This is a genomic window from Alteromonas sp. RKMC-009 (genome assembly GCF_003584565.2).
Taxonomy (GTDB): domain Bacteria; phylum Pseudomonadota; class Gammaproteobacteria; order Enterobacterales; family Alteromonadaceae; genus Alteromonas.
The window spans coordinates 4,529,175-4,549,444 of the sequence record NZ_CP031010.1; the positions used below are offsets into that span (position 1 = coordinate 4,529,175).

Consider the following 20,270-nt stretch of genomic DNA (forward strand, 5'->3'; position numbering starts at 1 on the left):
AATGCCGGGTGGTTCACCCGGCATATCTCACTATCAATGCAGCTTCAACTTCGGCCCTACAAAGTTACTCACTTTGCGGCCCAGTAAGGTCATTGTGCCTTTGAACCACCCGTGCACTGAATACTGATGCATGTTGTACAACGAGATATACACAAGCCTTGCCAGACGTCCTTCAATGAACATGCTGGAGTTAACCAGTGCGCCCATCAAACTGCCCACAGTACTGTATTTACTGAGGTGTACCAGTGAACCATAGTCACGGTATTCGTAGCTTTTAAGGGGCGCACCTTTAAAGATATTAATAATATTAGCCGCCGCCACACTGGCCATCTGATGGGCTGACTGGGCACGTGCCGGCACCCAGGAACCATCTTTCTGTTTAAAGCCACAGCAGTCGCCTATCACAAAAATATCGTTATCGACGGTGCTTTGCAGATGTTCATTGACCAGAATCTGGTTAGCACGGTTAGTTTCGAAGATATCCATCTCAACCAGGAAGTCCGGTGCTTTTACCCCTGCTGACCACACCAGCAAATCGGCATCGATTTCTTTACCGTCTTTGGTTTTAAAGCCATTTTCTGTGGCTTCAGACACCATGGCACCTTCCAGCACGTCGATCCCTAAGTCTGTCAGCGCTTTTTTCGCTGAGCCGGCGATACGCTCGGGCAACGCAGGTAAAATACGGGGGCCGGCTTCTAAAATAGACACTTTTAAACGTTCAGCAGACATCTCCGGCATGCCGTAAGCACGGGCAAGATTGGCTACGTGATGAAGTTGTGCTGCCAGTTCTGTGCCTGTGGCACCGCCACCGACAATGGCCACGTGAATAACTTCCTGATCAGTACAGGATTGATTCACTCTGAGCAGTTGATTGAGCAGTGCCTTATGAAAGCGCTCGGCCTGCGACAGGGAGTCGAGGAAATAACAGTGGTCTGCCACACCCGGCGTGCCAAAATCGTTACATACACTGCCCATGGAAAGTACGAGGTAATCATATTCGATGGTACGTTCCGGCAGAATTTGATGCCCGTCTTCGTCATAGAGGGGGTCTAACACAATGCATTTGTTCTCTTTGTCGAGACGTTGCATGTTACCAAGCTGGAATTGATACTTGTTGCGCACCGCATGCATACGGTAATCAACACCGTCTGAGTTTTTATCGATAACGCCCGCAGCCACTTCGTGAAGTAATGGTTTCCACACGTGAGTTTTACTGCGATCGACCAGAATCACCTCAGCTAACCCTTTCCGGCCCAGTTTTTTACTCAACCGGGTAACCAGCTCCAGGCCTCCTGCACCACCGCCTACAACGACGATCTTTTTCATAATGTTTCCTTAAAGCAATTTTTCCAGCTATTGAATGTCTTGAGGACGGTGTCATCCAATAGCTCGAAAAACTGCACGTGGCCGTGCTGCGGAAACTTATGGCGCTTCTGGCTGAGGGGAGCGTTGATTTTCAGAACACGGCGTAAACCCATCCATGGGGCCTCGGCAGCCGCTTCCCTGCGGCTGACGGTTCTGAGAAATCAACGCTCCCCCCATCCGCGCGCCAAACGTACTTCGAATCAACGCCCTCCCCGGCCAGAAGCGCCGGATACCATCTTACATACGGCTGGAAATATTATTCCCAACGATAAACGAGACTAACCATATAGTTTCTCGGACGACCGGGAAAATATCGGTCGCCGCTGAACGACGTATAGTCTGCCCGCTCTGCATATGCTTCATCAAACAGGTTATTAATGCGGCCGTAAACCGTCAGTGCCGGATTAATGTCCCAGCTTGACCGTAAATCCACCACATCATGGCCGTCATATTTATGTGCATTTTCGGGGTCAGTGTAGTAGCTGCCCATGTGTTGCCATGCTAATTCCGCCGTAATGGTTTCTGTGGGTGTGTACCGCAATTGGGTATTCGCAACGTGGCGGGGAGCGGTATCCATATCATTGCCGCGAATATCAATATCACCGGAAAGCTCTGAATGGCGGTAAGTGTGTTTGGCGACGGTTCCGGCGACAATCAACGCCCACTCGGGGTTCATTTGCCATTCCAGTTCAACCTCTGCGCCCACGTGACGGCTTTTACCATTGTTTACGTAATAGTAATCACTGTCGCGATAGATAAAGTTGTCTTTATCCATGTGATATACAGCAATATTGTAGCGCAGCGACCCGCCCTTTCCTTTCAGACCTAGCTCAATATTGTCAGCCTCTTCAGGCTTTAACTCTGCAACGGTTTGAGCACGCTGAAGGCGATACAACTCAGTCGCCTGGGGGGCGCGGTAACCTCGTGAAATGTTGGCATAAACCAGCGTATTATCATCTATCGAATAGGCTGCACCGAGTTTCGGTGAGAAATTGCTGAACGTGTCTTCACGGCTTTCAGGGCGGGTATAACGACAGCCGCCCATCCCGCATGCTGAGCCGTCTTCACGCACCCTGCCGCTGTTCATGTTGTTGGTATAATCGTAGCGCATGTGCTCGTAACGGGCACCGGCCGACCATGCCCACCGGCCATATTCCCAGTTCATCATAGCGAAAGGTGCAACTACTGTAGCATCAACGCTGTAATCATAGTGCTTACCCGACGGGATGGTTTCTATCAGAAACGCGGAGCCGGTTGTAGCGCCGTCCTGATACTGCAGTAAGTCACCTTCGGTGAATTCACCGTCAATACCGGTGCGCAGGGTTATATTGTCAGAAATACCGTGCCGCCAGAGGGACTGTATTCCGGCGCCGCGCTGGCTATTTTGTTCAACCGGCTGCCCCGGCAGGAAGTGCATGAGAAAGTCCATGTCCTGGTCTCTCACAAACGGGGTCACAATGATGTCGTCACCATTGGCCAGTGACAAAGACACTTTCGACCACAGTCTTAACGATCGCGCATTGCGGTAAGCTTCGGGGTTTTCATTCCCCTGTGCCAGCGCCTTGTCTTTATAGCTGTCTGTACCGCTGATATAGCCGGCGGTGTCCTGCTCCAGATTAGTATAGGTGAGACCGGAATTGACCGAAAAAGCGTTACCGTCATAGCGATGTCGTAAGTTTACTTTTTCCTGATCGACGCCTTCATCAACCCGGTATCCCGTATCACGGGTCACGCTGGCGTTGATGCCTGCCCCGGTGTTTCCGGCATCATAGCCGGAACGTAATTTATAACGGCTGTATCCGTAAGAGCCATAATCAACACCCGCCATACCACCGCCACGGGTAGTATCAGGCGTGATCACGTTAATCACGCCATGTACGGCGTTAGAGCCGTACAATACAGAGCCCGGCCCTTTGAGTACTTCGATGCGCTGCGCCATTTCGCTGTGAGCTTCAAACAGCTCGTTAATGTTACAAAAGCCTGCTGCTCTTAACGGAATACCATCTTCAGCGGTAAGTAGTCCGCCACAGGCGCCCGCGCCTGAAAATACCGGTGAACGTAATGCCGGCAGATATTCCTGTCCGTTACCCCGTTGTAATTGCGCGCCGGCAATCTGGTTCAGGGCCTCTTCAATGTGGGTGGCTGAAAGAAGTGTCAGAGCGTCCTCATCCACCGCACTGACGGAAAAAGGCTGTCTGAAGGCTGAGGTCTCTGTGCGGGTTGCCGTGGTGGTAATGCGTTCAATGGAAGTATCACTCCCCGCCGCCATTGCCGGCGAGGCCGTTGCGGCAAACAGTACGGCCTGAGCGAGCACGGTAAGCCGTGATGTGAAGGGATATCTTGCGGTCATAACTCTCTCATACATGGTGTTCTGACACTATGAATCAGTCTCATAGTAGGTGGAAAAATTCAGCCGGAGAAGCCCGTCTCACGGGCACTTTATGGCATTTTGTCCTGCTACTTTGCAGTCCCCCCGGAAGCCACTGACATAACTACTACTTTGGGACTACTCCTTCGGATGCATTTCACTGGCGGACTAAAGTGTAACGGATTCCCCCCTATCGACGAGTTTCCAATTTTGCCCCTGACAACAATACTCGAAACATCAAAAAAAAGTTCGCTGGCAACGAATCAGCGGACAATGGGCATGAGTAACCCGGGATCGATGTGAATTGTTGCTCCGCCTATACGAAAACTAAACAATCAGAAGATAGGTGAAACACATGAACAACAAGAACGTAAGCCTCAAGCCTCTTGCCTTAGCCGTATCCGCACTGGTTTGCTCAAGCGCAAACGCTGCCGTTACTTTGTACGACGACAAAGAAGTCGCCACCGTATCAGTAGACGCGTCTTTCAACACATTTTACGTAAACAGCAGCTCTGAAAGCGATGCTGCCGGTACTTCACGTGATCAGTCACGGGTCAAAATGGGCTTTTTGCCAAACTGGCTGGGCATGAACTTCAGCAAAGAAGTTAACGGTCTTAAAATCGGTGGCCGCTCATCTTTCTGGGTCACAATCAACGACAGTAACACAGGTGTTACCTCTACCGGTATCGATGTGCGTCAGTTCTACGCCACTTTAGGTTCAGACTGGGGTGAAGTGTTGCTGGGTAAAGATTTTACATTGTTTAACCGTAACAACATCTTCCTCGACGAAATCCTGCTTGGTTACGGCAACGTGAATGACACACTGGGCCTGATTGACGGACAGGGCGTGTCTTTCGGCAACATCGGCAGCGGTTATACCTATCCGATGCCGGCATCTCAAATTCGTTATACCTCACCTACTTTCGCAGGTGGCCTGCAAGTCGCCATCGCTGCAATCGATCCTTCACCGGTTAATGCCGCTGACGACCGTCAGGAATCGGCTCCTCGCATTGAAGCTCAGGCAACTTACAGCACTGACTTTGACGGCGGTAACGTGACAGCCTGGGTGGGCTTCCTGAATCAAACTTCAGAGTCAGACACTATGGGTGACATCGACTCTACAGGTACTTCTTACGGCGTCAAAGTAGGTCTGGGTGACTTTACTCTGCACGCATCAGGTTACACAGGGGAAGGCATCGGCATCCTGCTTGGCCCAACCGAAGCAGCGCTTGGCCTTGGCCCTGTGACCATGTACGACATGAATATGAATGAGCTGGACAGTTCGGGTTACCTCGTTCAGGGCTCTTACAAAATGGACGCGCACCGCTTTGTTGTGTCTTACGGCGAAAACGAAATCGAAAATGCCGACTATATTGGACATGAGGGGATGCAGGTTGCGTGGTTCTACAACTACAACAGCAACGTGACATTTGCCGTTGAATACGCCACCAGCGAGTTTACCGGCATCTTAGGTGATGAAGAAGCCGACACTATCGCAATCGGCGGTATCGTGAATTTCTAAGCCCTTAGTTTCAATGCCAGAGAAACAAAGGACACGTATTTCCGGTCACCGGGACCGGAGCCGCGACAGCGCATTTACTGTCTGCAGGCTGAATCCCGGTATCTGGCAACGCTTTTAAAATTGAAAACCGGAGTAATAACTATGATTTACGCAGCACCTGGACAACAAGACTCGGTTGTAACGTTTAAAGAACAGTATGGCAACTACATCGGCGGCGACTGGGTCGCGCCTGTAAAAGGCCAGTATTTCGATAACGTTTCACCGGTAAACAACGAAGTATTCTGTTCTATCCCGCGCTCTACCGCTGAAGATATCGAACTGGCGCTGGACGCCGCTCATAAAGCAAAAGCTGCCTGGGGTTCAACCTCAACGACTGAGCGCTCTAACCTGCTCCTGAAAATTGCAGACCGTATCGAAGCGAATCTGGAAAAGCTCGCAGTAGCTGAAACCTGGGACAACGGTAAAGCAGTTCGCGAAACCCTGAATGCCGATATTCCTCTTTCTGCTGATCACTTCCGTTATTTTGCCGGCTGTGTACGTGCACAGGAAGGTTCAATCGGTGAAATCGACAACAATACTGTAGCTTATCACTTCCATGAACCTCTTGGCGTCGTAGGCCAGATCATTCCGTGGAACTTTCCGTTGCTGATGGCAGCATGGAAAATTGCACCGGCACTGGCTGCAGGTAACTGTATCGTTCTGAAACCTGCTGAGCAGACACCTGCTTCAATTCTGGTACTGATGGAAGTTATCGGTGACCTTCTGCCTCCCGGTGTACTGAACGTGGTAAACGGTTACGGTGCTGAAGCGGGTCAGGCACTGGCTACCAGCAAGCGGATCGCAAAAATTGCTTTCACCGGATCCACCCCGGTTGGTTCTCACATCCTGAAGTGTGCGGCGGAGAACATCATTCCTTCAACCGTAGAACTGGGTGGAAAGTCACCTAACATCTATTTCAGCGATGTTATGAAGCACGAAGACGAATTCCTGAGCAAGTGTGTGGAAGGTATGGTCCTCGCCTTCTTCAACCAGGGTGAAGTATGTACCTGTCCTTCACGTGCCCTTATCCAGGAAGATATGTACGATGACTTTATCTCTCTGGTTATCGCCCGTACGCAGCAAATCAAGCGTGGCAACCCGCTGGATACTGAAACACAGGTGGGTGCACAGGCATCTGCTGAGCAGTACGACAAAATCCTGGGTTACCTGGAAATTGGTAAGAAAGAAGGCGCAGAAGTGCTTATCGGTGGTGGCCCTGCCAGCATTGAAGGCTTCAACAAAGGCTTCTATATCGAGCCTACGTTGTTGAAAGGTCATAATAAAATGCGCGTGTTCCAGGAAGAAATCTTCGGCCCTGTGGTTGGCGTAACAACCTTTAAAGATGAAGCCGAAGCTCTGGCCATTGCCAATGATACTGAGTTTGGTCTGGGTGCCGGTTTGTGGACCCGTGATATGAACCGTGCATATCGCATGGGTCGTGGTATTGAAGCTGGCCGGGTCTGGACCAACTGTTACCACCACTATCCTGCACATGCTGCATTCGGTGGCTACAAAAAATCTGGTGTAGGTCGTGAGAATCATAAAATGATGCTGGATCACTACCAACAGACTAAGAACTTACTGGTTAGCTACGACGTTAACCCGCTGGGCTTTTTCTAAAAGCGTTGCCTGAAAAGGCGTAAGTCCGGTACCCGTCGCTCTGGCGGGTACCTTTTTCAAAATCTGGTCTACGCTTTGTAAGGTATTCCAACCATTTACGACACGTAACCTATTCTATGACGTCACTGTTCAGAATCCTTATCACCGCCTGCTTTCTGCTGTTTTCCGGCCTCACTTTGGCCAAAGAGACGGTGCGCGTGGGGGTACTGCAATACGGAACGGTGAACTGGGAAATGCAGGCCATCAGAAACACTGGTTTGCAGAACAATTATGATATTCAGGTAGAGGTTGTTCCTCTGGCATCCACTCAGGCATTACTGGTTGCCCTTCAGGGTGGCAAAGTCGACGTTATCCTCAATGACTGGCTATGGGTCGCCCGTCAAAAAGCCCTCTCCCGCGACTACCGTTTCGCGCCCTGGTCAACTAACGGCGGACAACTGGTGGTGCGTAACGATCGTAATATTCATACCCTGAAAGACTTAAAAGGGAAAACCTTAGGCATCGCGGGTGGCAAAACCAACAAGAACTGGGTGCTGTACAAGGCATACATTCAGCAGGCCGCCGGCCTCGAGCTGGGTAAGGATATTCAGGTAAAATTTGCAGCGCCCCCCATGTTAAACGCGCTGGTTCAGCAAGGTGAACTGGACGGTGTTATTAACTTCTGGCATTTCGCAGCGCAACTTAACGCACAGGGCATGCATACCCTGCTCACCATGCAAACCCTGCTGAACAACAGTGGTATAAAAGCGCCAGTACCGCTACTTGGCTGGGTATTTTCTGCAGCATGGGCCTCACAGCACAGCAAGGCAATTAATGACTTTCTCGCCATGTCGGCAGAGATCAGGCAACGCATGCAAACCGATGACAGTCTCTGGGCGACACTGCCGGCTTTTACGAAATATCCGGCTCCGGCGCAGCCCTGGCTGATGGACGGATTCCGCACCGGTGCGATGACAACAACGTCACCGGAAACACAGGCATCGCTGAATGCGGTGTTCGAAACGCTTTCCCGCAATCAGGAAGAGAATGATGTCACCGGTCCCCTCGACACATTGCCAGCAGACATTCTCTGGCAGCGACACTGACGTGCATTGTCTTCCTGAAGGCACCGTGCGCTGGTATCAACTGCCGTTTTTCAAGCGGCTCACATCCGTTGTGCTTTTGCTTATCAGCTGGCAACTCGCCGTTGCCGTTTTTACTCCCGCTTTGCTTCCGGCTCCCTCTGAGGTATTTATAAGACTGGCAGAAGAGTGGCAGGGAACCATGCCTCTGCATCTTTCACAAACCCTGATCAGGGTCGCCATCGCTTTCTCTGCCGCCATGATACTTGGCACTGCACTGGGTCTGGCGATGGGCCACAACCGCAAAGTGGACGCATGGACTGACAGCCTGCTCACGCTGATGCTGAACGTACCCGCTCTGGTTACTATTATATTGTGCTTTATCTGGTTCGGTCTGAACGAAACAGCCGCCATCATCGCGGTCATACTCAATAAAGCGCCCAATGTCGCTGTCACGCTGCGTGAAGGTGCCCGGGCCATCGATCCAAAACTCATGGATGTTGCACGGGTTTACCGTCTGGGGCGGGTGCGCACTTTCAGAAAAGTGTATCTGCCGCAAATTACGCCATATCTGATTGCCGCTGCACGGGGCGGACTGGCGCTGGTGTGGAAAATTGTGCTGGTGGTTGAACTGATTGGCTGCAGTGATGGCGTTGGCTTTCAGTTATCCAGCTATTTTCAGTTATTCGATATCACAGCCATTCTGGCCTACACCCTGGCCTTCGTTACTGTGGTGTACGGTATTGAAGCGCTTGTTCTGCGCCCGCTGGAAAACCGGCTGTCGGGGTGGCGTAAATCATGAAGATTCATATCCGCCACAAGGCATTTGCAGCAACAACACTGATTTCAGACCTGACTATTCATACCGGCGAGAATGAAATTGTTGCCCTGGTGGGGCCATCCGGAGCGGGGAAAAGCACCCTGTTAAACATTATTGCAGGTCTTGATAAGGACTTCAGCGGCGACATCACTTTTGATGATCAACGCCCGCCCGGACTTATGTTTCAGGAAGCCCGCCTGATGCCCTGGCTCACCGTACTGGAAAACGTCACTCTGGTTGCGCCGCCGGACCACCCTGATCCCACCGGCGAAGCCTTGTCTTTACTTACCCTCACCGGCCTTGAGTTACAGGCTGGAAAGTATCCGTCACAGCTCTCCGGCGGTATGAGCAAAAGACTGGCGCTGGCACGGGCGATGATGTTCAAACCCGGCGTCCTTTTGATGGATGAACCCTTTTCGTCTCTTGACGCACCGGCTGCAGAAAGTTTGCGCCAGTGCGTGCTATCGCTGAAAGCGACTTCGCCCTTCAGCATTATTTATGTTACCCACGATTTGAAGGAGGCCGTTGCTATTGCCGATCGCGTACTGATTTTAGACGCGAATCCTATGACACTGAAACATCAGGAAATTATCACTTTGCCCCGCCCCAGGTATTTACATGACAAAGCCGTCAGCGATGTTTGTGAGCCTTTGTATCGTGCCTGGCCGGAACTGTTGTACGGGAATGCTGATGAACGCAAAACCATGTAAACCAACACATCATTGTTGTTAAGCAATTGTGAAACAGATATTATTCCTCCATACCTCTGGAGGACACATGAGTCGTCAACAAGCACAACTGGCTGTCGCGCAGGACATCGTCAGCGGTGTAGCCCGCGCCGGGAGTGAACAACAAGACCCGGTGAGAGCTGCCGCGGAGATCTACCGTGCACTTGCTCCCTGTGAGCCAACCTGTGTAGTTTTTTACTGCTGCACCCGCTATCCGCTGGAATTATTAGCGCGGGAGTTATCCCGTTATTTTCCGGACATTACGGTGATAGGCTGTACTTCTGCAGGTGAAATTACCCCGCTGGGTTACAAAAAACACAGCATCAGTGCATTCGGGCTGAGTCAGTCCCTGTTTGCTGTGGAATCTGTGCTGATTGAAAATCTCGCTGCGTTTACCAAAAGCGATGCGGATACGCTGGTTGACGGTATGCTGAATAACCTGCGCAAAAAGGCTGTCACGTCTTCACCTATTGATAAACAATGTTTTGCACTGTCGCTGCTCGACGGTTTATCTGTGCGTGAGGAACTGGTGATTAATGCATTGAGCGAGAGCCTGCATGAAATTCCGCTGGTCGGCGGTTCTGCCGGTGACGATCAGCATTTTGTTGATACTCAGGTATTTCATAATGGCAAGTTTTACAGCGATGCTGCGGTGTTTATGCTGGTGAATACGGCCTGCAATTTTGAAGTCTTCAGTCAGCATCACCTTGCTCCTATGCAGGAAAAGCTGGTTGTGACTCAGGTTTCGCCGGATTTACGGGTTGTGCAGGAATTTAATGCCGAACCCGCTGCACTGGAATACTGCCGTATTAACAATCTGAAGCTGGAAGATTTGAATTCCCGCACCTTTGCAATGTATCCGCTGGCAGTTCAGATTGGTGATCATCTGTATATCCGCAGCATTCAACAGGTAAATGATGATTTAAGCCTTACCTTCTTCTGCGCCATCGATGCCGGTGTTGTGCTTACCCAGATGACATCGCCGGGCTTGTTGTCGCATACATCAATGATTTTCAATTTGCTGGAAGAATCAGTCGGTGAAATTCAGTTACTCATCGGTTTTGACTGTATTCACCGCCGGGCGGAAATCGACGAGTATCAGCTTGAAGAAGATATGTCTGAACTGTACATGGAACACAATGTCATTGGCTTTAGCACTTACGGTGAACAAATTAACGGGTTACATCTGAACCATACCTTTACCGGTGTTGCTATAGGATATCCACGTGACCAGGCCAACCCAGACCTTACCCTCACATAGCCCTTATCCGGCAGTCAATAACGACGTCGCTTCAGACGAGCTGGAGCGCCTGCGTTACGAAAATGAAAAGCTGACCAAAATAAACGCGGTGCTGATGCGCCGTGTTGAAATGGGATGGGGCAACCACAGCGATGCCTATCAGTCATTCGAAGATGCCGCTCTGCTTGCTGACAAAGTCAAAGAACGAACATTTAAGTTACAGCAAACGCTGCACCGTCTGGAAGAATCGAACCAGCAATTAGACCAGGCCCGTCTTGACGCCGAACTAAGCCGGATTTCTTCAGACCAGGACCGCCAGCGCCTTACGGATGCCATAGAAAGTATCTCCGAATCCTTTGTTCTGTTTGATGCCGACCGCAAAATGGTACTGGTGAACAACCGCTGCCGTGAATTCTGGACCCGTTTTGGCATTGCTTTTGAGATTGGCGTTACCACCTTTCAGCAAATTACCGCTGCGTCACTGCCTCTGGTTGATCACAGCTGTAAAGTACAGAGAAAAGTCAGTGCGTTTCCTGAGTCCATCACCCAGACCATTTTCAAACTGAAAGACGGCACATGGATCCAGATGTCTGAGCGTAAAACCGCTGAGAACGGCCTGGTGGTGGTATACACCGATATCACCAACATCAAAAAGACAGAAGAGTTGCGTTATCAGACGGCCATGGCAGAGCAGGCCCAATTGCTGAAGTCGACGCTGGAAAACATGACAGAAGCGGTGGCCCTGATCAACGAAAACAACGAGCTGGAAACCTGGAATCAGCAGTTCCTGGAGTTCGCCGGTCTGAAAGAAGCCGACGTAAAACGGGGTGTAAAATACAACCAGTTGCTTGCGAACAGCGCCCTGCGTGAAGTACCGGCCTTACCCATGGACGAATGCCTGAACGATGATGGTTTCGGTGAAACAGAAGTGGTGCTGGAAAACGGCATCGTATTGCTGTTCAAAAGCCACCTTATTCCTTCCGGCGGCATGCTGAACACCTTTACCGACATCACTGAACGCAGCCATCATCAACGCGCGCTGCAGGAAAGTGAGCAACGCATCCGTCTGATTACCGATGCTATGCCGGCACTGATTTCTTACGTTAACAAAGACATGTGCTATGAATTCGTGAACCGGGAGTTTGAAAAGTGGTATCACCGCTCCCGTTCAGAAATCATCAGCCACCATCTGCGTAATGTACTGGGTGAACAAACGTTCAGTAACCTGCAAATATATATTGAACGGGCAATGCTCGGGCAGTCAGTCAATTTTGAGGTTGAAACCACACTGGATAACGGCAACAGCCGGATTTCCAACAAGACCTACATTCCTCACTTCGATCAGGAGCGCAATGTAGTCGGCTTCTTCGCGCTGGAGCAGGACGTCACCGAGCAGCGGCGCACCGCCAAGGCGCTTAAGCATGCTTACGACTACATGGAGCAGCGTGTAAACCAGCGTACCAAGAAGATTTCTGAGATAAATGCCCAGTTGCGCAAAGAAATTGAAGACCGTCAACTGGCACAAATCCACTTGCTGGAAGCCAAGCGGGAAGCAGAGCACGCTAACGAATCAAAAAGTAAATTCCTCGCTGCAACCAGCCACGACCTGTTGCAGCCAATGAACTCAGCCCGTTTATTTGTCAGTGCACTGGCAGAGCAGACGTTGCAACCGGAAGCTCAGAAACTGACCAGTTCACTGAGCTATTCGCTGGAGAATCTGGAGTCGCTGATCACGGCACTTGTGGATATTTCCAAGCTGGAGGCCGGTTTGATAGAGCCGGTGCTGGACGACTTTGCTGTTGAAGATCTCATGAGTAACCTTGAGAATGAATTCCGTCAGCAGGCTGAAGCCAGAGGCCTGAAATTCCGTTTCCGCAACTCCTCCCGCGTAGTAAACTCGGATGGTTATCTGCTCGCCCGTATTCTTCGCAACCTGCTCAGTAACGCTATCCGGTATACCAATGAAGGCGCAATTCTTTTAGGTGCCCGCAGACGGGCACATGGCCTGGAAATTCAGGTGTGCGACACCGGGATCGGTATTCCCGAAGATAAACTGAGTGATATCTTCCAGGAATTTAACCGCGTTGAAGCGAAGAAACGGCGTCATGACCAGGGACTGGGCTTAGGTCTGGCTATTGTGGATAAACTTTCCACCGTGATGAACCATAAAATCCATGTGACGTCCGTTGAAGGGAAAGGCTCCTGCTTTACCGTTACCTTACCCTACGGCACACAACGATTAACGTCTGACTTGCCCCGTAAATCCGCTGTACAGGACAGATTCAACAGTCATCTTGAAGGCGCAAACCTGCTTATTATTGATAACGATGAAGCCATTTGCGCCGGCATGGAAGAGTTGCTGGGCGGCTGGGGAATTCAGGTGACCAGCGTGCAGACACTGGAAGATTTGGGTAAAGAGGGCTGGCTGAAAGAATTGCAACCCGACATCATAGTGGCTGACTACCACCTTGATGACGGCGACACCGGTTTCGACGCCCTCGAAATCGTCGAGCGGGAGCTGGGAACCGGCACACCGGTCATCATGATCACGGCAAACTACACCAATGAATTACGCCAGTCTGTGCGGGCAAAAGGCTACTCACTGCTTAATAAGCCAGTGAAACCCCATAAAATGAAACTGGCCTTGAGCAACCTGATGTCGAAGAAGGCCGGGGAATAACTTCAGGCGCCATGACGTGAACTAAGCCAACCGCTTTGCAGATTCGCGCAGAGCAAACTCCCGAAGTGTTTTAAGTTGCGGGCTTTCTGTTTGCCAGTAATGCCAGTACAAAGGCGTATCCACGTGATAACCCGGCATCAGGTCGACTAACTCTCCGTTTTCCAGTTCTTTATTCAGTTGCAGCACGGGTAACAAGCCGTATCCTATGCCGGCCAGCATGGCTTGCTTAAACCCTTCAGAGGACGGACAGAGATGCACCAGAGAGGGTGTGCTGCCGTTTACTTCCTGTAAAAAATCGTGCTGGAGCCTGTCGTGTTCATTAAACACCAGACAAGGGGCATCGCTGAGCTGTTCAGGCCCGGTAATATTGTACCGGCGAATAAACGCAGGGCTCGCAATCACTTTATACCGGAGCGCGCCCAGTGAACTCACTTTGCCCCCGTTTACCGCTTCCGCTGATGAGCATATGCAAACCATGACCTCTCCTGCTTTCATGCGCTGCAGGGCAATGGACTGATCTTCCGTAATGATTTCGAACTGAAACTGACATCCCGCCTCTTCTTCCGTTATCGCCAGTGCCGCCGGTAACCAGGTGGCCAGTGAATCCACGTTAGCCACAAGCTTTACTGTTAACGGACCGGATTGAACATCGTGACCGGCAATACCCTGAACGTTCAGAGCCACTTCAAGTTGCCGGACTTGCTGCAAATGATTCAGCAGTCTTTTGCCCAGTGCCGTTGCAGAAGGTGGCTGTGTCCGCACCAGTACCGGCTGTCCTAACAGTGCTTCTAACTGATGAATGCGTTTACTCACCGCTGACTGGGTCAGAAACATTTTCTTCGCCGCTCTCTCAAAGCCTTTTTCCGCAATCACATAGGACAGCGCATCAAGTAACTGGTAATCAATCATGAATATCAGGAATGTATAGATAGATATAGTCATTAGATTAATAGTAAAAATGCCATTAATCTAGCGCCTGTGTGTTGTCATCAACTGTTGAATTACTGAGCGGGAGCCCGTTGTGCAATCATTTTTATCCGGAATGGGATTAGGTATGAGCCTGATCATTGCTATTGGTGCACAAAATATCTGGGTGCTCAGTCAAAGCATGGCCGGTGCTAACCGGCTGGCAATTGCCCTGACCTGCATACTCTGTGATGCCGTACTGATTTTTCTCGGCGTTTTTACCGCCAGTGAAATCAAAACCTGGATCCCGGGACTCATTCCCTGGCTGACCTGGGCAGGTGTGGCATTTCTGCTCTATCTTGCTTTTGGTGCGGCCAAACGGGCTTACGAAGGGTCGTCGGGCCTGACTCTTCATGCAGAAAAAGCTGCCAAAGCATGGTGGAAAACCAGTCTTGCCGCGCTGGCAATCAGCTTACTGAACCCCCACGTATATCTGGATACTGTTGTCCTGCTGGGCAGTATCGGCGCCCTGCAACCTGAACCACTGGTATTTGCTTTGGGTGCAACAACCGGTTCAGTGTTGTGGTTCGGCAGTCTGGTGCTGTTTTCTCCGGCACTGAAAAAGCTGCTGAAATCCCCGCTTCGCTGGCGTATTTTCGACAGTATTATTGCTGTAGCACTCTGCGCCATCGCCTGGCAGCTATACAACACACCTGCTGGCTGAACCCGGCCAGCCGCTTCCGGTAAATTCCGTTACGTTTTATTCAACGCATCAGATAGTGATTGAAATCGATACTCGCCGCGCACAGTGCAGCCTGAATGCGGTTATGTACGTTCAGTTTATTCAAGATGGCCGAAACATGAGCCTTGACGGTGGTTTCCGCAATATTCAGCTCGTAGGCGATTTGCTTGTTCGATTTGCCTTTCGCAATACACTCAAACACCAGCAGTTGTCTGCGAGTCAGTGCTGCAATTAATTTAGGGTCAATTTGCTGTGCGCTGTTCTCGTCTTTCGGCTTGCCGGTACCACTTTTACGGATAATATCCGGTGGCAGATAAACCTGGCCGGAAAGCACCTGCTCTAACGCAGCGACAATCTGTTCACAACTGGATGACTTGGTGATAAAACCCACTGCTCCATATGTAAATGCTTGCAGCACCACATTCTTATCTTCTTCCGCTGAGACTATCACAATAGGGATTTCGGGAAATTGATTACGAAACCGCACAATGCCGTTCAGACCATCCATACCCGGCATGTTCAGATCTAACAGCACCAAATCAATATCAGGATTCTCTTCAGCCACTTCAATTGCAGCATCAAGGTCTGTACAGGTAATGGTTTTTGTTTCTGCTATATTCCGCTCGACAAAGTCGGTAATGGCATAGCGAAACAGTGGATGATCATCTGCAACCAGGATTTCTACCATAATTGTAAACCTTTTGTTAATTCATGACTGATAGTAGTAAATTCCGCACAGGCCTGTCGAGCACTATGCACGGGTTATTTACCCGGCTTCTTCTTTTGTTGCATTCCACGTTTAGGATCGTAGCCCCAAATTGCAATACCGCAAAATACGACGGTAGTTGCAAAGGTGACCCAACCTGCGGTGGGATTCCAGCTCTCATATAACGCAAAACGAATCAGTTCTACTGCGTGAGTAAAAGGATTATATTGCGAAATCCAGTATAACCACTCGTTCGACTCTTTCAGTTTCCACAACGGATACAGCGCAGATGAAAGAAAAAACATGGGAAACACCACGAAATTCATTACACCGGCAAAGTTCTCCAGTTGTTTGATGAAAGATGACAGTAAAAGCCCGAGAGCGCCAAGCATTAATGCACCAACCAGCAATGCCGGTGCTGCGTATATGTAGCCCATAACCGGTACTTCGATACCCAGCAGATACGCCAGCAAAAAGAAGGCATAGGCCTGCAGTAACGAAATAATAGCGCCGGCAATGAGCTTACTTATCAGTAAAAACGGGCGGGGAAGCGGGCTGGTGAGCAGCACTTTCATACTTCCCATTTCACGGTCATACACCATGGACAGTGAGCTTTGCATACCGTTGAACAGCAAAATAATGCCCGCCAGACCCGGCATAATATATACATCATAAGTGATGTAGGTGTCGTAAGGCGGAATAATAGCGATACCCAGTGCAGCTCTGAAACCTGCGGCAAAAACAATCAGCCACAATAACGGCCTCACAAGGGCACTGACCAGCCGCGCCTTCTGATGCCAGAAACGCCACATTTCACGCACCACAATACCTTTAAATGCCATCCAGTACTTCATGCTGCTTCATCCTGTGTGGTCAGTTGCCGGTACAGGGCTTTTACGTCACCGGCCTGATATTCAGTGAGAGCAGTCTGACAGGGCATATCCAGCAAAATGTTCCCCTGATGTAACAGGATAAGGTTATCTTCCGGCAAGACTTCATCCACCAGATGGGTGGATGACAACACCGTAATGCCCTTCTCAGAGCACAGGTCGCGAATATGGCGGTTTATGCTGTCTCTGGTGGGCATATCCAACCCCACACTGGCCTCGTCGAGCAATAAAATGGCGGGTTCATGCAGCAACGCGCGGGCAATTTCTACTCTGCGGCGGTGACCACCGTTCAGTGAGCGCACTTTCTCATGCTGTCGCCCGGTCAAATCAAATCTGGCCAGTTCCCGCGCTATGGCGTCTTTCGTTGCAGAGGCAGACATGCCGTGCAAGCCGGCATGATAATTCAGGTTCTGATAAACAGTTAAATCTAAGTCCAGCGTGCTTTGCTGAAACACGATACCCAATGCGGCTAACGCCTTGCGCGGGGCTTTGGCTGTATCATGACCGCCCACAAAAATGTCACCTTCCGCACTTTGCAGCAACTGACAAAGCAGGTTGAACAGCGTACTTTTACCCGCGCCATTCGGGCCAAGTAACGCGTAGAAACGGCCCTGTTCCAGGTTCAGGTTCACATTGTGCAGTACTGTCTTTTGCTGATAACCGAACTGCAAGCCTGCGACAGATAATGCCAGGCTCATGGCTTCACCGCCACGCCCCAGGGATAACGTCCCACTTTCAGGGTTTTGATTACTTTTAATTTATCTGTATCGATGACTGATACATCGCCACTCACACCATTGGTGGTGAACAGCAAAGACTGATCGTTGGCGAAGGCGAGTTGCCATACACGACGTCCCACCAGCAGATAATCCAGCACTTCATAAGTTTTCGCATCGACCACCGCTACATGATTCGCAGGACCCAGTGCTACAAACGCATATTTACCGTTATCAGTCAGTTTCACGCCCACAGGCTGAATTTTATCCCTGTGTACTCCCGGAATTTTGAAATTAATCACCTGCGTAATCGCTTTGCTGTCCACATCAACGATGGAAACGGTTCCGCCAATTTCTGACGAAGCCCAGACGGTTTTACCGTCCTTGGTAAACTCCACGTGACGAGGACGCTGATCGACCAGTGTGTTGTCTACCAGTTGCTGATTTGAGGCGTCAATCCAGTGCAGCATATTAGTGGTTTCAGAGGTATTGATAACCCATCTACCATCAGGACTGGCAGCCATACCTTCAGGCTCCACACCCACGTCAATCTGTGCAATCACATCCCGTTTTTCCGTATCGACAACGGTGACTACGGCGTCGTCTTCGTTGGCGATATACAGGTGATGGTTATTGGGATGCAGCGCGAACTGCTCGGGATCTTCACCGGAAGGCAGGTTATGGATGATCCTGTTGGTACTTACCTCCAGGACCTGCACTGCGTCTGAATCGCTGGCGCAGATATACAGGTATTTATAGTCATTGCTGAAAATAATCCCCCTTGGCCGCATACCCACTTCGATGGTTTCAATTACTTCCAGTGAACCGGTATCAATGAGGGTCAATGTGTCATCTTTTTCGTTCGACACATATGCAACACCCGCCAAAGCAGGGCTGGCGAACAGCATCATTGCGGGGAGAACCAACGACTTCATACTTACTCCTTGACCATGGAACAACGGACTTCCGGCTTGTCATACCCCAGCGTATCTAAATCAGTCACGGGATGAAGAAAACCTTCCTGAGGAGACTGGGAAACCAGAGATTCCGGCTGCACTAACGGGATGGGCTGACGCAGTTGTCCGTTCCACTGGCGGAAGGTCAGTTTGCGTCCTTTGAACGCTGCCAGCTCAAATTTATCGCTCATAAGGTATTGATAAAGCGTAGCAGAGTTATTCGATTTTGTTCGGGTGACCGCTTCAGCAACGGCTCTGACAGCAAGCCAGGCGTTAAAGTCGTCATCATTCATAGGACGCTGATTTGCTTCAAAAAAACGGTTTTGCAGTTGGATAGCGCCCCACTGTTCAATACTGCGATGCCAGGAAGCAGCTTTGAGTCCGTGGGTACCGGCTACTGGACGGGGCAACCAGGTGTTGTACGGTAAATAAAAGCCAAACAGGTTTTGAGTATCTGCCACCAGCACCACGTCATAATCTTCCCCCTGCGTCAGGGCGGGTACTTCCTGCTGGGAAGTACGGCGTAAATCCGTGTCGAAGGTCCAGGTTTTATGCCCGGTAATTTTGGTGCCAAAGCGTTTTGATGCCCGTTCAAACGCCTGCGCCATGGCTTTATCGCCTTCACCACTGCCAGAAACTAAAAACCATTCCCGCCAGCGTTTTGCCATCAGAAACTGACCCAGTGCATCGCCCAGCATGGCGTAACTCGGGGAAGTGTGCAGTAAACCGGCCCGGCATTGATTTTGCCGCCAGCTGTCAGATTTGTTTGTTGCATTGAGCATCAGCCCGGCGTCGGCACCGGGCAGGGCCAGAATTGCCTGCAAGGTACTGTCGGGCACATCCAGGATCAGCGGCCCGCTATTGGCTTTAAGCCACGCCTGTACTTTGCCGGTGAGAGCCTCTCCGTTGGCATCTTCGAGTACCGTCAGCGCATAGCGATGTTTAAGAAAGCGACCGGTGGTATTGGAATCATCCGTCCCCAGCAAAGCGCCGGCAACACCATTGTTTTCAGGAGTTTTAAACAGCGCCAGTGAAGCAGAAGACGTCAGTCCGGTTTGTTTTACATAGGCGATATTTACCGGTAAGTCTTCAGCAAAGGATTGTGAGACGGGCACCAACAGGCTTAGCAGACACGGCAGAGCCAGAAACCGCATTACATAACGTGATGCAGCTTTCAGCGGTATTGCCAGGCCAGGTGTCGCCATTGTCGTTATTAGTGGGGCGAACATACCGGTACTCCTTTTGCGAAGGTGAACTAAATACTAGTTGATGACCCGTCCATTATGAATGAGCACAAAGGATGAAAGGTTTACTACCTTAGTACAATTGGACGAATCCGGCATATCACCTACCTTTTAAAACGTGTCTGGTTATGTCGCAAACACAACAAAACCTACTCAAGTTGTCCGCCAACTCTAACCAGCATTGACACTATCTGACAACTTTTGGAGATGTATAAATGAAAAATTTCTCAACCATATTGCGTAGTACGCTGGCAGCAGTTATCGCTGTGTCTTCAGCGCAGGCGCTTGCTCATGGCGATGTTACACCACAGGCAGTGGACACCAGCGCGTTACCTCAACTGGGCGAGGAATGGAAAGCCACGAACCCTTACACTGGTAATGAGCTGGCAATCAAAATTGGTGACTCTGCCTATAACCAGAACTGCGCCCGTTGCCACGGCCTGGAAGTTATTTCTGGCGGTATTACTCCGGATCTGCGTAAACTGAATGACGAAAACGAATTCTTCAGTCAGGAAGAAGCTGACGACTGGTTCATGATGCGTATCCGTAACGGTGCAGTTATCGACGGCCGTGTTTACATGCCGCCATTCGAAGGCATCCTTAGTCAGGAAGCAATGTGGGCAATCAAATCTTACATCGAAACTCGCGGCACCCCCGAGTAACAGCT

General features: G+C 50.5%; 17 protein-coding genes. 9 read left to right on the forward strand and 8 right to left on the reverse strand.

Annotated elements, in window-relative coordinates:
• Positions 1-33: 33 nt before the first annotated feature.
• Both DS731_RS19780 and DS731_RS19785 read right to left on the reverse strand, forming a co-directional pair.
• A complete protein-coding gene (locus DS731_RS19780) occupies positions 34-1,326 on the reverse strand; it encodes an NAD(P)/FAD-dependent oxidoreductase (RefSeq protein WP_119502932.1) in 1,293 nt (430 codons plus the stop codon).
• 295 nt (positions 1,327-1,621) lie between these two features.
• Positions 1,622-3,634, reverse strand: coding sequence for a TonB-dependent receptor (locus DS731_RS19785; RefSeq protein WP_119503527.1), 2,013 nt, complete (start codon positions 3,632-3,634; stop codon positions 1,622-1,624).
• A gap of 454 nt (positions 3,635-4,088) precedes the next feature.
• Here DS731_RS19785 and DS731_RS19790 point away from each other — a divergent pair, with 454 nt between their 5' ends.
• The 7 genes from DS731_RS19790 to DS731_RS19820 all read left to right on the forward strand — a co-directional run bounded on the left by DS731_RS19790 (position 4,089) and on the right by DS731_RS19820 (position 13,443).
• Positions 4,089-5,255: a porin gene (locus DS731_RS19790; protein ID WP_119502933.1), complete on the forward strand. Its 1,167-nt coding sequence runs from the start codon at positions 4,089-4,091 to the stop codon at positions 5,253-5,255.
• Positions 5,256-5,396: 141 nt separating this feature from the next.
• Positions 5,397-6,914: an acetaldehyde dehydrogenase ExaC gene (gene exaC / locus DS731_RS19795; protein ID WP_119502934.1), complete on the forward strand. Its 1,518-nt coding sequence runs from the start codon at positions 5,397-5,399 to the stop codon at positions 6,912-6,914.
• A 116-nt stretch (positions 6,915-7,030) separates the two neighbouring features.
• Complete coding sequence (locus DS731_RS19800; protein WP_119502935.1) at positions 7,031-7,999, forward strand: ABC transporter substrate-binding protein; 969 nt, start codon at positions 7,031-7,033, stop codon at positions 7,997-7,999.
• The gene (locus DS731_RS19805; protein ID WP_232373424.1) at positions 7,941-8,777 is read left to right on the forward strand and encodes an ABC transporter permease; all 837 of its coding nucleotides are present in this window, start codon (positions 7,941-7,943) and stop codon (positions 8,775-8,777) included. Before DS731_RS19800 ends, DS731_RS19805 begins: the two co-directional genes overlap by 59 nt.
• On the forward strand, positions 8,774-9,505 hold the full coding sequence (locus DS731_RS19810) for an ABC transporter ATP-binding protein (protein ID WP_119502937.1): 732 nt from the start codon (positions 8,774-8,776) through the stop codon (positions 9,503-9,505). Before DS731_RS19805 ends, DS731_RS19810 begins: the two co-directional genes overlap by 4 nt.
• Before the next feature lie 67 nt (positions 9,506-9,572).
• Positions 9,573-10,784: a nitric oxide-sensing protein NosP gene (gene nosP / locus DS731_RS19815; protein WP_119502938.1), complete on the forward strand. Its 1,212-nt coding sequence runs from the start codon at positions 9,573-9,575 to the stop codon at positions 10,782-10,784.
• Positions 10,750-13,443 (forward strand): hybrid sensor histidine kinase/response regulator, encoded by a 2,694-nt coding sequence (locus tag DS731_RS19820; RefSeq protein ID WP_119502939.1) that lies wholly within the window; start codon positions 10,750-10,752, stop codon positions 13,441-13,443. Before nosP ends, DS731_RS19820 begins: the two co-directional genes overlap by 35 nt.
• A 21-nt stretch (positions 13,444-13,464) precedes the next feature.
• Here the strand turns inward: DS731_RS19820 and DS731_RS19825 are convergent, their stop codons facing one another.
• Entirely contained in the window at positions 13,465-14,385 is a 921-nt protein-coding gene (locus DS731_RS19825; protein WP_232373425.1) for a LysR family transcriptional regulator ArgP, read from the reverse strand.
• A gap of 79 nt (positions 14,386-14,464) precedes the next feature.
• Between DS731_RS19825 and DS731_RS19830 the strand changes: the two genes are divergently transcribed.
• Entirely contained in the window at positions 14,465-15,073 is a 609-nt protein-coding gene (locus DS731_RS19830; protein ID WP_232373426.1) for a LysE/ArgO family amino acid transporter, read from the forward strand.
• A gap of 40 nt (positions 15,074-15,113) precedes the next feature.
• Here DS731_RS19830 and DS731_RS19835 read toward each other — a convergent pair whose 3' ends face one another.
• The 5 genes from DS731_RS19835 to DS731_RS19855 form a co-directional block, all read right to left on the reverse strand.
• Entirely contained in the window at positions 15,114-15,779 is a 666-nt protein-coding gene (locus tag DS731_RS19835; protein ID WP_119502941.1) for a response regulator, read from the reverse strand.
• Between the two features lie 74 nt (positions 15,780-15,853).
• On the reverse strand, positions 15,854-16,651 hold the full coding sequence (locus DS731_RS19840; protein WP_119502942.1) for an ABC transporter permease: 798 nt from the start codon (positions 16,649-16,651) through the stop codon (positions 15,854-15,856).
• Positions 16,648-17,385: an ATP-binding cassette domain-containing protein gene (locus DS731_RS19845; protein WP_119502943.1), complete on the reverse strand. Its 738-nt coding sequence runs from the start codon at positions 17,383-17,385 to the stop codon at positions 16,648-16,650. Before DS731_RS19845 ends, DS731_RS19840 begins: the two co-directional genes overlap by 4 nt.
• A complete protein-coding gene (locus tag DS731_RS19850; protein WP_119502944.1) occupies positions 17,382-18,338 on the reverse strand; it encodes a YVTN family beta-propeller repeat protein in 957 nt (318 codons plus the stop codon). The genes DS731_RS19845 and DS731_RS19850 overlap by 4 nt, the downstream gene beginning before the upstream one ends.
• Before the next feature lie 2 nt (positions 18,339-18,340).
• A complete protein-coding gene (locus DS731_RS19855; RefSeq protein WP_119502945.1) occupies positions 18,341-19,588 on the reverse strand; it encodes an ABC transporter substrate-binding protein in 1,248 nt (415 codons plus the stop codon).
• 230 nt (positions 19,589-19,818) lie between these two features.
• On the opposite strand from DS731_RS19855, the gene pedF reads away from it, so the two are divergent.
• Positions 19,819-20,265: a cytochrome c-550 PedF gene (gene pedF, locus DS731_RS19860; RefSeq protein ID WP_119502946.1), complete on the forward strand. Its 447-nt coding sequence runs from the start codon at positions 19,819-19,821 to the stop codon at positions 20,263-20,265.
• Positions 20,266-20,270 lie beyond the last annotated feature (5 nt).